Below are 14,753 nucleotides of genomic sequence, written 5' to 3'. Positions count from 1 at the left end.
GTGGGTCAGTTTTACTTGACTAGCGGGGGTCAATTCTATTTTACGATCTACAATCTAATAAATATTTGGTTTCTCCTGTTTTTTTGTTTCTGTATAGGCGCCTTCTAATAGAAAATTCCCCAAACGTGCTGACGGTCGTTCTATTCCGAAATCCTACTACCTCCCATTCGTCGCGATTACGCTCTTCCATCAATCGATTGTCAATCTGTTCCAGTACCCATGTAAAAATCTGGTTGGATACCTTTTGGCATAGTTCAAATGTTCCTTTCTCAAGTTCATAAAAATCTTTGCTCTCACTGATTAATTTTACCAATCCGTTGATGAAAAGAAGGACTGCTCCCACTACCTGGCGAATATTTAGCATAATGAGACCTCACACTCCTTTGTTTTTCTCTGAGGGGTGCTTTTGTTGCTACGAGGTCTCATTTCTATTTTCAGGGGGACATTTCCTTGCTGCCACCTACTGAAATTATACACGGCCCCGGCAGTGCAGGCTCACCGCAACCACTATTTGATCATTTTCTCAGGACCAGCAAACCATCGGCGGCCACAATACCCTGGGGAGTGGCGATGAGCGGGTTGATGTCCAGTTCCGCTATAGACGGAAAATCACTGGCCAGTGCCGCCAGCCGGACCAGAATTTGGGCCCACTGCATCCGGTCTACCGGACCGCGACCCCGGATACCATCCAGAACACGCTGCGCTTTAAGCTCAGCAATCATAGCCAGCGCTTCATTGAAGGTGAGTGGCAGCAGGCGGATGGAGACATCGCGCAGCGCTTCGACAAAAATGCCTCCCAAACCGCACAGCACCGTGCTGCCAAAAACCGGGTCCTGGCCAATACCGGCAATCAACTCGGTGCCGGGCGGCAGCATTTGCTGCACCAGCACACCGGCCAGCCTGGCGGACGGCCGGTACTGGCGGGCGCTGCCGGTCACTTCCCGGAAGGCGCAGCGCACATCAGCGGCACTGGATAAATTCAATTTCACACCGCCGGCCTCGGTTTTGTGCAATATATCCGGGGACTCAATTTTTACCGCTACCGGGTAACCCAGTTTTTCGGCCGCCTGCACAGCCTGTTCCTCATCCTGAACCAGTATTTCCCCGGTGCAGGGAATGCCATAACAGCGCAAGATCTGCTTGGTACGATACTCTCCCAGGGTACTGCCGGGCTCGAGCTGGCCCAACAGATCCTGGACTTTTTCCCGGGCCCCGGGCGGTACCGGCACTTCCGGCGAGGGCTGGCGCAGTTCCTGCTGCCGTTTAACATACCAGGCCAGCGAGGACAGCGCCCGCACGGCGAAATCAGCTTCCCGCGCTGCCGGAACCAGCATGTCATTCAAGCTGTTGACCACCTCGATGGCCGGCTGTTCCGGGCCCCAGATCAAGTTCATGATCACTTTATTGGATGCAAGACACATTTGGGCCAGCTGCTGGAGATAAAGCTCGGTACGTCCATGTAAAGCCCAGTAGCAAAGGATCATGATATCATAATTGGGGTCACCCAGAATGATTTCCAGCGCCTCTTTGAGCAGTAACGGGTTGGCCACCACCTGACCGGTAATATCTACCGGATTGCTGGTTGAGGCAAACTCGGGCAAAATCAGACTGAGTCTATGCCTGGTCTCCTCGGAGAGCTCGGCCAGCTCCAGGCCGTACTCGGCACATTTGTCCGCCATCAAGACCCCGCTGCCCCCGGAAGTGGCCACAATGCAGACCCGGTTGCCGGCCGGCAGCTTGCCGCTGGCCAGCACGGACAAAGCCACCTTCATTTCCTCAATGCTCTCCAGGCGCAAGATGCCCTTTTGCCGGAACAGGGCCTGGTATACTTTGTCCGAACCCACCAGCGATCCGGTATGCGAAGCCGCCGCTCTGGCCGCAGCCTCATGACGGCCGGTTTTGATCAATAAAATGGGTTTGCCCGCCCGATTGGCCCTATCCACGGCCTCAATGAACTTCGAGCCGTCTTTCACACCTTCCAGATAGCCAGCAATAACCCGCGTATGCTCATCCTCCACCAGAAAAGCAACATATTCGGAAAAATCAACATCGGCTTCATTGCCGGTGCTGATGAAGTAGCTGAATCCAATGCCCCGATCGCGAATAATTTCGTAAACCGCACTGCCAAATCCGCCACTTTGCGAGATAAATCCCAGAAAGTCCTGCACAATCACCCGGTCGGGCAGGGTATCTATGGCAAAATTGGCCATCAGGGAGTTCCGGGCACCGAAGATGCCCATGCAGTTGGGCCCACACACCCTGATGCCGTGCTGGCGGGCCAGATCGGTAAGCTGGCTTTGCAGCTGCGCCCCTTCCGCACCGGTCTCGGCAAATCCCGAGGTAAAAATGATCACCGCCGGCACCTTTTTTGCGGCACAGGCGCGCATCTGGTCCAGTACCTGCCTGGCCGGCACGGCGATGATCGCCAGGTCTACTGTTCCCGGTATCTCGGTAATGGATGAATAACAGGGAATGCCCTGCACAGCGGTATAGCGCGGGTTGACAGGATAAATCTGCCCTTTATAGCCGTTTTTTAACAATGCTACCAGCGGTTGTCCACTGGGCTTGTCCGGGTTGCTGGATGCACCAATGATGGCCACACTGGACGGGTCAAACATGGGTCGCAGTGATGTTAGAATTTTGTCCCACTTTTGCGCTTGCATGACTGTTGCCCCCTTAATAAACTGAATGAATATTCAATTATTTTATAATATGCTTATTCGACTATCCATTGCAAATTTCCTGCCTGCACTTGAAATACAATCTGCAAATAAACGCAATAAACAGCGCGTTCAGCCAAAAAGGCCTTCCCCATCAGGAAGGCCTTAAAATACCCGCACAATTTGATAGAGATTGGTGCGCTGGGCAGCGGTAAAGCCGGCATCCTGAATGCAACGCACAATCTCCTCCATGGGCACGCGGTAGTTCACCCCGGCCGCCCGTACCACATTTTCCTCCAGCATCGTGCTGCCAAAATCATTGGCTCCAAAGGAAAGCGCCACCTGGGCCACCTTGGCACCCTGGGTCACCCAGGAAACCTGAATATTGGGGATATTGTCCAGCACCAGGCGGGATATGGCCAGCACCCGCAGGTACTCCACAGCGCCCACGGGTTGGCCTCCCAGCGCGGTATGGCCCGGCTGAAAAGTCCAGGGGATAAAGGCCGTAAATCCGCCGGTTTCATCCTGCAGCTCCCTGATTCTAAGCATATGCTCGATGCGTTCGGTCGGTGTCTCCACATGCCCGAACATCATGGTGGCCGTGGTGCGCAGGCCCAGCTCATGCGCTGCCCGCATCACTTCCAGCCAGACCCGGGTACTGGCCTTGCGCGGACTGATCAGTTCGCGCACCCGGTCCACCAGAATTTCCGCCCCGCCGCCGGGCAGGGAATCCAGACCGGCCTGGCGCAGTTTTTCCAGCACCTGCCGGTAGTCCAGGCCCTCTTTTTCCGCCAGATGGGCAATCTCGGGAGGCGAAAAAGAATGTATATGAACAGCCGGAAAATGCTCCTTGATGGTGCGCAGCATCTTTTCAAAAAATGCCAGGTCCAGATCGGGGTGCAGGCCACCCTGGATTAACACACCGGTGCCGCCCACCTGAACGGTTTCGGCAATTTTCTGAAGCAGTTCTTCTTCCGTAATCACATACGCATCAGCATCATCCGCCCGGCGGTAAAAAGCACAAAAAAGGCACCCACACCGGCAGATGTTGGTGTAATTGATGTTGCGGTCAACGACAAAAGTTACAACATTATCCCCGTGCCAGCGCTGCCGCACCCGGTTGGCTGCCTGGCCCAGGGCCAGCAAGTTGGCCTCCTGGTATAGCGTCAGATACTGTCCGGGACTCAGCCTTTCCCCCTGAGCGACAAGTTCCAGCAGTGCCTCTACCCGGGACAATTTCCTCCCTCCCAAATGTGCAGGACAGCCCGTTCATCCAGGATGCCGCTCTTGTAGGCATAATCATAAAAAACCATCAAATCCTGCTGATCCTGGCTGTGAAAGCTGTATTGAATTAGATTTTGCAGATACTCCTGGATAAACGCCCGGGAAAAACCGGTCTGCTGGTGCCCGTATTCAATCATCGCCTCCCAGTTCTCCCTGGCGATCCGGTAAGACTCGTGCAACATCCGGCAGGCCGCTTCCACCTGTTCGGGCATTTCTTCCAGCGCTCGCCTGGTGGTAACCCAGAGCGCATAGAGCATTTTGCATCCGGTAAACTCTTTCCAGGCCTGACCCAGGTCAGTTACCAATATATCCCATTTTTCCAGCGTCACCTTGCGATTGGCGGCAATGGCATCATCGCCAATCAGCAAAGCACCGTCGGCCTGGCTGAGCATGGCCGTAATATCGGGTGGCGCGGCCACCATTTCCACATCCACGTGATAATAATGTTCAAACAAGATGCGCAGCAGCGCCACAGAGGTTGCCGAGGAGGTGGTAACCAGCACTTTTTTGTGCTCCAGCTCGGTTACCGGCATCTTGCTGAAAAACATGATGCTTTCTACCCGTCCGTCGGCCCCGATGGCCAGATCGGGCAGGATAACGCAGTCGGACATATTCCGGGCATATTCAATTGATGACATGGCCGTGATGTGTAAAGCGTTTTCCAGCAGCATTCGGTTCAACATCACCGGGGGACCGGGAATGAGCTCCCCGGCAAAAGGCAAAAGGCCGCTTTCCAGCGCATAATAGATGGGTAAGCAATTCAAATAACTAACCCGGCCCAGGCGCAAATTCTGCAACTTCTAGCCCTCCCAAATCACGTTGTAGAGCGTATCCCTTTCCACGGGCTTGCGGCCCGCTGCCCGGATCATGTCCACCAGCTGTTGTCTGGTCAAACTCTGCGCCGTGTCGGCTCCGGCATCGTGCACAATTTTCTCCTCTTCCACCGTACCATCCAGGTCATCCACGCCAAAAGCCAGCGAAATCTGGGCCAGCTTGGGACCGATCATAATCCAGAACGCTTTAATATGATCAAAATTGTCCAGCAGCAGGCGCGATACCGCCAGCACCTTCAGGTCATCATAACCGGTGGTGCGGGTGCGCACCACCTGCTCCAGTTCGGTATTATGGGGATGAAAAGCCAAGGGGATAAAGGTCAGGAAGCCGCCGCTCCTGTCCTGCTGCTCCCGCAGCATGAGCAAATGTTCCACCCGCTCCTCAATGGTTTCAATGTGCCCGTACAGCATGGTGGCATTGGTGCGCATACCCAGTTTGTGGGCTGTGGCGTGCACCTCCAGCCAGCGCTGGCCGCTGATTTTTTTAGGACAGAGCTTCTCCCGCACCCGCGGGGCAAATACCTCCGCCCCGCCGCCCGGCAGTGAGTCCAGCCCGGCCTCTTTGAGCCGGCGGAGCACCTCCTCCACACTCAAACCGTTCTGCCGGGCATAATAATCTATCTCCACCGCGGTAAAGGACTGAATAACCGCCCCGGGCACCGCCCGGCGCACCCGCTGCATCATCTCCAGGTAGTAGTCCAGACTCAGGCTCTCATTCAGGCCGCCCACAATGTGAATCTCTTTGATCCCTTTGTCCCGGTAGGCCAGGGCTTTGGCTTCAATTTCGTCCAGGCTGAGAGTATAGGCACCCGGGGCATCCGGGTCCCGGCCAAAAGCGCAAAAGCGACACCGGTTGACACAAATATTGGTATGATTGATATGCCGGTTAACTATAAAATAAGCCCGGTCACCGTTTTTCTGGCGGCGCACATAATCGGCCATGGCCCCAATGCTCAGCAGATCCGCCGAGCGGAACAGGCGCACCCCGTCGTCAAAATCCAAACGCCGGCCCGCCAGCACTTTTGCACCGATATCGGCCAGTTCACTGTCCTGCCACAAATAGCGCACCATTATTCCCCCCTGCTCATAACCATACATCCAGCAATGTGCAGACAAACATGACCACACTCAGGGTACCGTTCAGGTTAAAAAAGGCTACGCCGGCCCGGGACAAATCATCGGGGCGTACCAGATGATGCTGGTAAAACAAAAGTCCCACCGCCAGCAGCAGCCCGGCGAAATACAGCCATCCCAGGTGCAGGACCAGGCCGGTGGCCGCAAAAAGCAGCGGAGCAACAACATGAAACACCGCAGAAATACGCAGCGCGGCCAGAATGCCAAAACGCGCCGGAATGGAATAAATGCCGTGGCTGCGGTCAAAATCATAATCATCACAGGCGTAGATGATATCAAAACCGGCCACCCAGAACATCACTCCGCCGGCCAGCAGGACCGGCGCCAGATCAAAGCGGTTGGCAATAGCAATCCAGGCTCCCAGGGGAGCCAGGCCCAGAGCCAGACCCAGAAAAAGGTGGCAGGCCCAGGTGAAGCGCTTGGTGTAAGAATACAGCGTCAGCACCAGCACCGCCACCGGAAACAGGCGCAGGGCCAGCGGGCTAAGCTGAGCGGCGGCGTAAAACAACAGGGCAAAGGAAAGCAGCACATATACCCAGACCTCGCCCACCCGGAGCAAACCGGCCGGGATGGCCCGGTTGGCCGTGCGGGGATTGGCCGCATCAATGTGCCGGTCAATAATCCGGTTCAGCGACATGGCCGCCGTGCGGGCCCCCACCATGGCCAGGGTTATCCACAGCACATCTCTGCCCGCCGGCAGGGACCGGTGCACCAGCAAAGCTCCGGTGTAGGCAAAGGGCAGAGCAAATATAGTGTGTTCAAATTTGATCATTTCCAGGAATATCCTGAACTTACTCCAAACCATACTCCCGCCACTTCCTGTCCACCAGTTCTTTGATCTCCCGGCTCATGACAATATCTTCGGGCCAGGGGCGGGTATGCCCTTCGGCAGGCCACTTGCGGGTAGCGTCAATGCCCAGTTTACTGCCGTAATGCGGCAGCGGTGACGAATGGTCCAGCGCATCCAGCGGACCACGGGTGATTTCCAGGTCGCGCTCGGGATCAATATTGTTAAAGACGCGCCACATCACCTCGGACAGGTCCTGCACATTGACGTTTTCATCCACCACAATGATCAGCTTAGCCATCATCATCAGGCCCATGCCCCACAGAGCGTGCATGACCTTGCGGGCATGGCCGGGATAACGCTTTTTAATGGAAACGATCACGCAGTTGTGGAATACGCCCTCGGGCGGCATGTTCATGTCCACCAGCTCGGGCAGCACCATTCGGGCCAGAGGCAAAAAGATGCGCTCGGTAGCTTTACCCAGAAAAGCATCTTCCATGATCGGCCGCCCCACAATGGTAGCGGGGTAAACCGGCTGGCGCCGCTGGGTCACGCAGGTGAGGTGAAAAACCGGGTAGTAATCGGCCAGGGAGTAGTAACCCGTATGGTCGCCAAAGGGTCCTTCCAGCCGGGTTTCCTGCCGGTCCACATACCCTTCCAGGATGATTTCGGCATGCGCCGGCACCTCCAGGTCCACCGTGATGCAGCGCACCATCTCCACCGGCTCCTTGCGCAAAAAGCCGGCCAGCAGCATCTCATCTATGCCCGGCGGCAACGGGGCCGTGGCCGCGTATATGACCGCAGGATCCCCGCCCAGGGCCACGGCTACCGGAATTTTATCGCCGGCTTTGCGCCAGTGCTCGGCGCCGTCCTTGTGGATATGCCAGTGCATGCCGGTAGTGCGGTCGTCAAAAACCTGCATCCGGTACATACCCACATTGCGCTGACCGGTCTCCGGGTCTTTGGTAAAAACCAGGGGCAGGGTGATGAAAGGACCGCCGTCATCGGGCCAGCACTTGAGCACCGGCAGGTGCCGCAGGCTGGGCGGATCCTTGATGATGACCTCCTGGCAGGGAGCCTGACGCACGGTTTTGGGCAGAAAGGAAGCCAGCTGCGCCAGTTTGGGCAGGGCTTTCAGCTTGTCCAGGAAACTGCTGGGCAGTTCCGGGGGACGCAAATACTGCATCAGTTCCCGCCCGATATCATCCAGGCTCTCCACCTGCAGCGCCAGGCACATATGCCGGTAAGTGGCAAAAGCGTTGGTCAATACGGGCATATTGTAGCCGCGCACATTTTCAAATAATAAAGCGGGTCCGCCTGCTTTGACGACCCGGTCGGTGATCTCGGTGATCTCCAGCTCTACCGATACTTCTGTGCTAATACGCCTGAGCAGACCTCTTTGTTCCAGAGCCTGCATGTAAGACCGCAGGTCACGATAACCCATACGCTTTTTCCTTTCCTATGGAGTTGGAACTGTGCCCACATGGACGCTGACAATGCCGCCGGTAAGCTCAAAATAGCAGGCATCCTGCAGGCCCAGCCGGGCAAATAAATCCCTGATTTCCGACTGGTGAGGAAAAGATTTCAAGGAGCGGGGCAGATAGCTGTAAGGCCCATCCAGACCCACCCCGATACGGCCCAGGACGGGCAGAATATAATCGAAATACAGGTAATAAAGCTGTTTAAAAACCGGCCAGCTGGGCTTGGACAGCTCCAGAGAAACCACCTTGCCCCCCGGTTTGACCACCCGGGCCATTTCCCTGATGGTTTGTGCAATATCCGGCACATTGCGCAGCGCAAAGCCGATGGTGGCGCAGTCGAAAGTGTTGTCGGCAAAGGGCAAATCCACCGCATTGCCCTGCACCAGCTCAATGTTGTTCCGGTAAGGGGTGCGGGCTATATTTTGTCTGGCCACAGCCAGCATATTTTCACAGAAGTCCAGGCCCACCACTTTGCCGGCCGGCCCCACCACCCGGGCCTGCTCCAGGGCCAGCATTCCCGTACCGCAGCAAACATCCAGGCCGGTACCGCCCGCCTGAAGGCCGCTTTTCTCCACGGCAAAACGCCGCCAGTACTTGTCCCGGTTGAAACTGAGCGCGGTATTCAACAGGTCGTAGCGATGGGCAATACTGGAAAAAATATGATGCACATACTCCTCTTTGCTCTTGTACTGCTGCGGAATATCGACCATCCCGGCGACCACCTTTTTTGAACTAAATGGTGCTACATTACCCCACATTTAATACCTTTTGTTCTTCCTGCCTTAAATACTGGAGCAGCTGGCGCAGAATCAGGCGGCTTTCCCCCCCGGGCAAACCCTGTAAAATTTCCAGGGCCCGGTGTAAAAACATGTCCGCCTGCTCGCAATAAATCTTTTTCTCTCTTAAACCAACCGCCATACCCAGATTATATCCCAAACTCTCCGCTTGTTGTGCCTGCCGGTCGCTGGCTCCCGCCAGCTGCGCCCCCAGGCGGCAGCCCAGCGCAATCAGGGCAGCCGTCTCCCGTCCAATCAGCATCTGCTGCTCGGACCAGGTGGCCGGCAGCGGCTGGGTGGACTTCTTCAGGCGCAGTATGCCCCCGGTGTTGATCTGACAGATCACCTCGGCCAGAGGCTGCAGGTAATTTTCTATACCGGCCTCACACAAGGTGGTGAAAAAGCGGCCATAAAAATAATCCCCCACCAGCACCGGATACTGGCTTCCTTCCCGGGGATCGACAGCCCATTTTTCCCGGCCGGGCGGTTCGTCATTGATCCGGGCATGCACGCGCGCCGCCAGATGGATGAACTGCACCACACCGGCTAAAGACACCACCCGCGCGTCAATATCGCCAAACAGCCGGGCCACCAGCACGATCAGGGCGGGTCGCAGCTGGCCGTCCCAGTGATGCGGCTCCACATGGGCAAAGTCTCCCAGATAACCAGCCTTGATTCTAAAGTGTTTTTGCATATATCCGGCCACTTGCTGCAGTTCTGGCCGTATTGGTAGCAATATCTCCGCCAGCATGCCGGCCCCTCCCCTTTGCCTGCCTGTACAAGATGTAATCAGCTTACTAAGTATTCGTTGTACAAAAAAATATTCCTGCCCGGCACAAACCAAATCTAGCCGGCAATATGGCGCAAAAATAATGAAGCCTTGCCCTTTCTCACCAGGAAAGGCAAGGCTCACTAGCTTTCGCTAAAACGGGTACTAATAAATATCCCCCCTATAGGTTTACGGCCGCCTGCTCCACTTCATAAGGGATGATCCCTCTCTTGGTTTCGCGGGCCGACATCTGCTTGGCGCAGAATCGGGCGGTCAGATAATTGCAGGCGTCCCACGGGTCAACCTTTTCACCGCAAGTAAAAACATCCACCGCGGCGTAACCCAGTTCCGGCCAGGTGTGGATGGCCAGATGCGACTCGGAGATAACCACTACACCGCTCACACCCTGCGGGCTGAATTTGTGGAATACATACTCCCTTACTTCCGCCCCTGCTTCCAGAGCAGCGTTGACCATAATCTCTTCGACTTTTTTGATGTCGTTCAGAATATCAAAGTCACAACCGTAAATCTCCGCAAGTACATGGCGGCCCAAAGGTTTCATTTCAGTTATCTTCCCCCTTTAACATTATTAATTGGAACCGCCGGCTCCCGCAGGAGCTGCCCGGTTCCAACCAAATTCAATTGTAACATATAATCTTGCTTTGTCAACAAATTTTTGGATATACTGTCAGGCCAACCGGCAGAAGACAATTATCGCCAGGCTGGCCTTTATTTATGGCGATCGCGCGGTTTATCGAACAGGATTGCGCAGGGTTCCCAGGGTTTGGATGACCACTTCCACCACATCGCCGGCCTGCACCGGTCCCACCCCGGCAGGCGTGCCGGTAAGCACCACATCCCCGGGCAGCAATGTCATCACCCCGGAGATAAAGCTGATTAAACCGGGAACCGAAAAAATCATGCTGGCCGTATTGCCCTGCTGCCGCAGCTCACCATTGATGTAGGTCTGGATCAACAGTCCGGAAGGTTCAACACCGGTAATAATATATGGTCCCAGGGGCAAAAAGGTATCAAAGGACTTGGCCCGGGTCCACTGGCCGTCTTTTTGCTGCAAGTCCCGGGCGGTCACATCATTGGCACAGGTATACCCCAGCACATAATCCAGAGCGTCCTCCGGCGCAACCTGACGGCAGGTCCGGCCCATCACCACGGCCAGCTCGGCTTCGTAATCCACCCGCCGGCTCGCGGCGGGGATAACAATGGGCTGCTCCGGGCCTATTACAGCGGTGGCCGGCTTGATGAACAGCACCGGCTCCTCCGGCACCTGCCGCGGCCCGAATTCCCCAATATGGTCCAGGTAGTTTAGGCCCACGCACACCGCTTTGGTAGGTTCGCACGGCGCCAGCACCTGCAGATCGGCCAGCCGGTAACTCGGTCCGGTGGGTTTTTGTTCAAATAAATTGTTCAACTCCCTCACCCGGTCACCATCCACCTGCCCGTAAATGATCTTCCCTGCCACCGCAAAACGTCCCAGCACAGCCATCACACTTCAACTCCTTTCGCTCAAGATCAGGTACAGCATGGGCGGAGCCGCATAGATCATGGCCGTGGCCGCCGCCACAATACCCGAATCGTTGAAGATCAACGCTCCAATACTGGCTGCCGTCACCCCGGCAAAGGCGGCAAAAAGCTGCGGGTACTTGAGCTGGATTTTTTTCATGACTCCCACCGGACGGTAAAAAAGCAGGCACAAACTGCCCAGGCTGGCGATGAACACCCGGCTCCAGATGGTGTACTTGATCAAGCGGATGTTCACTTCGGTTTTGCGCTGCACAATTTGCCAGAACGCCCCCATTCCGCCAGCCAGCACCTCACCGGCCGCCCGGCCGATGTGCGACTGCTGGGCTACCGGCCGGCTTATATCATAAAGGATAAACCCTCCCAGAAATAAACCGGCCAGCAGGGCCAGGGCCAAAATCACCCGCCAGTTCATTCTGACCCGGAAATACAGCAACAGGGTCAGCGGCAGGGAAATCAGGGCCGCTATAGTGCCTCCCACATTGGTTCCCAGCCCGGGGGCGGCCAGCGTGTACAAGGCCAGGCCGAAAGCCGGCAGGCACAGTAGCCGCATGGCCGCCTGCCAGGCCGGCGCTGCGGCAGCGGCCACACTCAGTACCGCCCCGCTCCCGGCAATCAGCGCTCCCAGCAGCACCCCCATGTACTCATTGCCGATACCGTAAAACCGCGCTCCCACCACCGGGTCATAGCTGAACACGGACACACCCTGCAAACGCCCGCCCTGCCAGGTATCCAGCAGAATGCCCAGGGCGGTCAGCAGACAAATCACCAAAAAAGGAGCCAGCAGATGATACCGCTGCATAAACATGGACAGGCCGGTGAGCAGCAATGTAATGAGCAAAACCTCCCCGGCCAGAGCCGGCAGGTGGGGCTGGGGCAGCAGGCCGGCCAGCAAAAAGGCTAGCGGTACGGCCATCACCGCCAGCAAAAAGGGTTTAATGTACTCCTGGCGGTGCCATTTAAAAATAATCAAACCTACTGTAACCAGCAGTAACAGCACCTGAAACACGGCATAGGTCTGCAGCAGCGGCCAGCGGGCATCATAAACCAGAGCAATTTGCCCGTACATTTGCTGCAGCCGGAAGTAATCCATTCCGCCCGGCAAAAGCTGCATGGCCCGGCCGGTCATGCCGGGCACAGGTTCCTGGCCCCAGAAGGCCAGCAGGGTGGGGGCGATGTCGGTACTCATGACCAGGCCGGGCCGTTTGGTGGTGGGTGAGCTCAGCCAGCCCGGTTTTACTCCCGCCCCGTAGGCCAGCAGAGGCGTCAGGTAATCGCGCCGCCCACCTTCCTCACCGGGAGCGGGCACCACCAGGAGCAGCAGATCGCTGCGGCGCAAAGCTCCGGCCATTTCCGCTAAAAAAGCATCCAGCTCCTGGACGGCCTGCTGTTTGAGCACCTGATAGCGCTGCAGATCCAGATACCGGGCCTGCTCGTACAAACGGGAGAGATCGCCGGCATCGATTACCACCAGGCGTACCTGCTCGGGCAGGGCTCGGTACTGCTGCATGATGTAGCGGTAGTCGGTGCGGTAACCGCCTGGGAAAAAAGGATCGGGGCGCAGGCACTCCCGGCCGATCAGGCCATAATCCACCACGCCCTGTTCATCCATGGCCAGGTTTACGGCACTGCGCTGCAGACTGGTTCCCCAGTCGCTGTTGCCCATTACCGCCGTCAGCCCACCCTGTTTGTGCACGGCCTGCCCCAGTGCTCCCGGCTGGTTGGCATAGGGGAGCAATCTGTTTTGTTGCAGCACCTCATTTATATCCAACTGGACGGCCGCCCGGTCCGGCACGGTTTTTCCCGTACGCTGCGCGTACACGGCGCCCGCACTGGCACCGTCCACCTTTTCCCGGGCCTGAAAAGCCGTGGACCCGCTCCCCTCTGCTTTGAGGTGGGCACCCGCCCCCAGGGTGGCCGCCGAATTATCCGGAGTGATTGAGCCGGCCGTATTCACATTCAACAGCGCTGCCGCCCCGTGCGCTAGAAGCCGGTTAAAACCCGGCAGCCGGTCCGGCTTGAGATCATTTAACCGCAGGCGGTTTACGGTAATGATGACCACACGGCCCGGCCGACCGTCCGTCCCGGCGGCCACCGCCTGAATCCCGGCCGGCGATTCAGGTCTGGCCGCCTGCCAGGCCGGTGTGTATCCCGCTGCCCGGTCCACCCAGCCCCCCCAGCAGAGCAAAAAAACCAGCAAGCATCCCCAGAACTTCCTCATGATCGCGCGCTCCTCAATTGTTCCAGCCAGTTAAAGTACAACCTTTCGGTTTTCCGCACCATGCTCTGCACCGTAAACTCGGCCAGTACCCTCTGGCGGCCTGCCGCACCCATCCGGCAGCGCCATTCCGGCTGCTGCACCAGACAGCCCAGTTTCTCGGCCAGCGCCACCTCCTGGCCGGGCGGCACCAGAAAACCGGTCTGCCCGTCCTGCACCGCTTCGGGTATCCCCCCCACCCGGCTGGCCACCACGGGCAGCCCGGCCGCCATGGCCTCCAGCACGGTCAGGGGCAGACCTTCGGTCAACGATGGCAGAACAAATATATCAAAGCTGTGCAGCAGCTCCGGAATATCCCGGCGCATTCCGGTAAACACAACCCGCTGGGCTATCCCGAGCTGCCCGGCCAGTGTCTGAAGTTCGGACAGCAGCGGCCCGTCCCCCACCAGCACCAGCCGCAGATCATATGCCCCGGCCAGCTGTCCCTCCAGCAGCGCAAAAGCCCGCAGCAGCGTGGCCAGCCCCTTCTGGGGGGCCAGCCGGGCCACGGTACCCAGCACCACCCGCGGTTCGCCCCGCTCCCCTGCTATCGCCGCACCGCGCCGCTCGTACATAAACCGGCCGGGCTCAATACCGTTGGGGATAACCACTACTTTGTGGGGCGGCAGTTTTTCCTTCTCCAGAAGCTCCCGGCGCAGATTCTCCGAAACCGCAATCACCTGCTGGCTGCAGGCGGCCAGCAGTCGCTCGGCCAGCACCATGGCGGACAGCTTCCAGACCGGCCATCCCGAATAAAAAAGCGAATTGTGGGCGGTGAAAAACCGCACTGGAGTCCCGGCCAGCAGGGCCGCCAGGCGGCCCGGCAGGCCGGCCCGGGAACCGTGGGCATGCAGCAAAGCGATCTTTTCCTGCCTTAGCAGTGCAGCCAGCCGGCTGATCACAACGCTGTCTTTAGCCGGATCAATGTCTGGAGACAACGGCAGAGGGTATATTTTGACCCCCAGAGGGCGAACGGCTTCCAGCAGCTCGGGCGGGCCGGCCACGTACAATTGCAACCTGTCCCGGTTCGCGTACTCCAGCAGGCTCAAGAGATGGTTCTTCATACCTCCGGCCGCCGGTCTGACAACATGCATGACGCGATACATATGAACCTCCCGGCTCTTTCCCACTTTTTGTATCTTACCAGAACTGGCTGCGCAAGACAACTTCAGCAGGCGCAAAGTCCGTGTCAAGACTTAGTAGGTAGCTCCAAAAGAAAATTTTTCGTATCGA

Annotated in this window: 12 protein-coding genes and 1 pseudogene; all 13 read right to left on the bottom strand. The window is 57.3% G+C overall.

The features are described from left to right. Positions 1-52 precede the first annotated feature (52 nt). Positions 53-364 (bottom strand): annotated as a pseudogene (locus tag ACUVTU_RS12045) (UPF0236 family transposase-like protein); the annotation flags it as partial. Positions 365-515: 151 nt separating this feature from the next. Next, positions 516-2,663, bottom strand: a complete 2,148-nt coding sequence (locus ACUVTU_RS12040; RefSeq protein ID WP_445890204.1) for an acetate--CoA ligase family protein — start codon at positions 2,661-2,663, stop codon at positions 516-518. Between the two features lie 162 nt (positions 2,664-2,825). After that, entirely contained in the window at positions 2,826-3,896 is a 1,071-nt protein-coding gene (gene mqnC, locus ACUVTU_RS12035) for a cyclic dehypoxanthinyl futalosine synthase (protein ID WP_445890203.1), read from the bottom strand. Beyond that, positions 3,884-4,741, bottom strand: coding sequence for a menaquinone biosynthetic enzyme MqnA/MqnD family protein (locus tag ACUVTU_RS12030; RefSeq protein ID WP_445890202.1), 858 nt, complete (start codon positions 4,739-4,741; stop codon positions 3,884-3,886). Before ACUVTU_RS12030 ends, mqnC begins: the two co-directional genes overlap by 13 nt. 3 nt (positions 4,742-4,744) lie before the next feature. Next, complete coding sequence (mqnE, locus tag ACUVTU_RS12025) at positions 4,745-5,845, bottom strand: aminofutalosine synthase MqnE (protein WP_445890206.1); 1,101 nt, start codon at positions 5,843-5,845, stop codon at positions 4,745-4,747. A 16-nt stretch (positions 5,846-5,861) separates the two neighbouring features. Continuing rightward, positions 5,862-6,716: a UbiA-like polyprenyltransferase gene (locus tag ACUVTU_RS12020; protein WP_445890201.1), complete on the bottom strand. Its 855-nt coding sequence runs from the start codon at positions 6,714-6,716 to the stop codon at positions 5,862-5,864. Beyond that, positions 6,703-8,142 carry a menaquinone biosynthesis decarboxylase gene (locus tag ACUVTU_RS12015; protein ID WP_445890200.1) on the bottom strand — a complete coding sequence of 480 codons (1,440 nt, stop codon included), beginning with the start codon at positions 8,140-8,142 and terminating at the stop codon, positions 6,703-6,705. Before ACUVTU_RS12015 ends, ACUVTU_RS12020 begins: the two co-directional genes overlap by 14 nt. A gap of 15 nt (positions 8,143-8,157) precedes the next feature. Further along, the gene (locus tag ACUVTU_RS12010) at positions 8,158-8,937 is read right to left on the bottom strand and encodes a demethylmenaquinone methyltransferase (RefSeq protein WP_445890199.1); all 780 of its coding nucleotides are present in this window, start codon (positions 8,935-8,937) and stop codon (positions 8,158-8,160) included. Continuing rightward, positions 8,927-9,706 (bottom strand): polyprenyl synthetase family protein, encoded by a 780-nt coding sequence (locus tag ACUVTU_RS12005; protein ID WP_445890198.1) that lies wholly within the window; start codon positions 9,704-9,706, stop codon positions 8,927-8,929. Before ACUVTU_RS12005 ends, ACUVTU_RS12010 begins: the two co-directional genes overlap by 11 nt. A 199-nt stretch (positions 9,707-9,905) precedes the next feature. After that, positions 9,906-10,286, bottom strand: coding sequence for an adenosylmethionine decarboxylase (speD, locus tag ACUVTU_RS12000; protein ID WP_018086543.1), 381 nt, complete (start codon positions 10,284-10,286; stop codon positions 9,906-9,908). A gap of 189 nt (positions 10,287-10,475) precedes the next feature. Continuing rightward, complete coding sequence (locus ACUVTU_RS11995) at positions 10,476-11,228, bottom strand: fumarylacetoacetate hydrolase family protein (protein WP_445890205.1); 753 nt, start codon at positions 11,226-11,228, stop codon at positions 10,476-10,478. A gap of 6 nt (positions 11,229-11,234) precedes the next feature. Beyond that, a complete protein-coding gene (locus ACUVTU_RS11990; RefSeq protein ID WP_445890197.1) occupies positions 11,235-13,484 on the bottom strand; it encodes a hypothetical protein in 2,250 nt (749 codons plus the stop codon). Continuing rightward, positions 13,481-14,626: a glycosyltransferase family 4 protein gene (locus ACUVTU_RS11985; RefSeq protein WP_445890196.1), complete on the bottom strand. Its 1,146-nt coding sequence runs from the start codon at positions 14,624-14,626 to the stop codon at positions 13,481-13,483. The genes ACUVTU_RS11990 and ACUVTU_RS11985 overlap by 4 nt, the downstream gene beginning before the upstream one ends. Between the last annotated feature and the right edge of the window lie 127 nt (positions 14,627-14,753).

The organism is Desulfurispora sp., assembly GCF_052744395.1.
This window is presented reverse-complemented; position numbering and strand designations above follow the sequence as displayed.

Bases quoted from the DNA above. Each gene is read 5' to 3' on its own strand.
- ACUVTU_RS12040 (WP_445890204.1), bottom strand. From the start codon at position 2,663: ATGCAAGCGCAAAAGTGGGACAAAATTCTAACATCACTGCGACCCATG.
- ACUVTU_RS12020 (WP_445890201.1), bottom strand. From the start codon at position 6,716: ATGGTTTGGAGTAAGTTCAGGATATTCCTGGAAATGATCAAATTTGAA.
- ACUVTU_RS12015 (WP_445890200.1), bottom strand. From the start codon at position 8,142: ATGGGTTATCGTGACCTGCGGTCTTACATGCAGGCTCTGGAACAAAGA.
- ACUVTU_RS12010 (WP_445890199.1), bottom strand. From the start codon at position 8,937: ATGTGGGGTAATGTAGCACCATTTAGTTCAAAAAAGGTGGTCGCCGGG.
- ACUVTU_RS12005 (WP_445890198.1), bottom strand. From the start codon at position 9,706: ATGCTGGCGGAGATATTGCTACCAATACGGCCAGAACTGCAGCAAGTG.
- speD (WP_018086543.1), bottom strand. From the start codon at position 10,286: ATGAAACCTTTGGGCCGCCATGTACTTGCGGAGATTTACGGTTGTGAC.
- ACUVTU_RS11995 (WP_445890205.1), bottom strand. From the start codon at position 11,228: ATGGCTGTGCTGGGACGTTTTGCGGTGGCAGGGAAGATCATTTACGGG.
- ACUVTU_RS11990 (WP_445890197.1), bottom strand. From the start codon at position 13,484: ATGAGGAAGTTCTGGGGATGCTTGCTGGTTTTTTTGCTCTGCTGGGGG.
- ACUVTU_RS11985 (WP_445890196.1), bottom strand. From the start codon at position 14,626: ATGTATCGCGTCATGCATGTTGTCAGACCGGCGGCCGGAGGTATGAAG.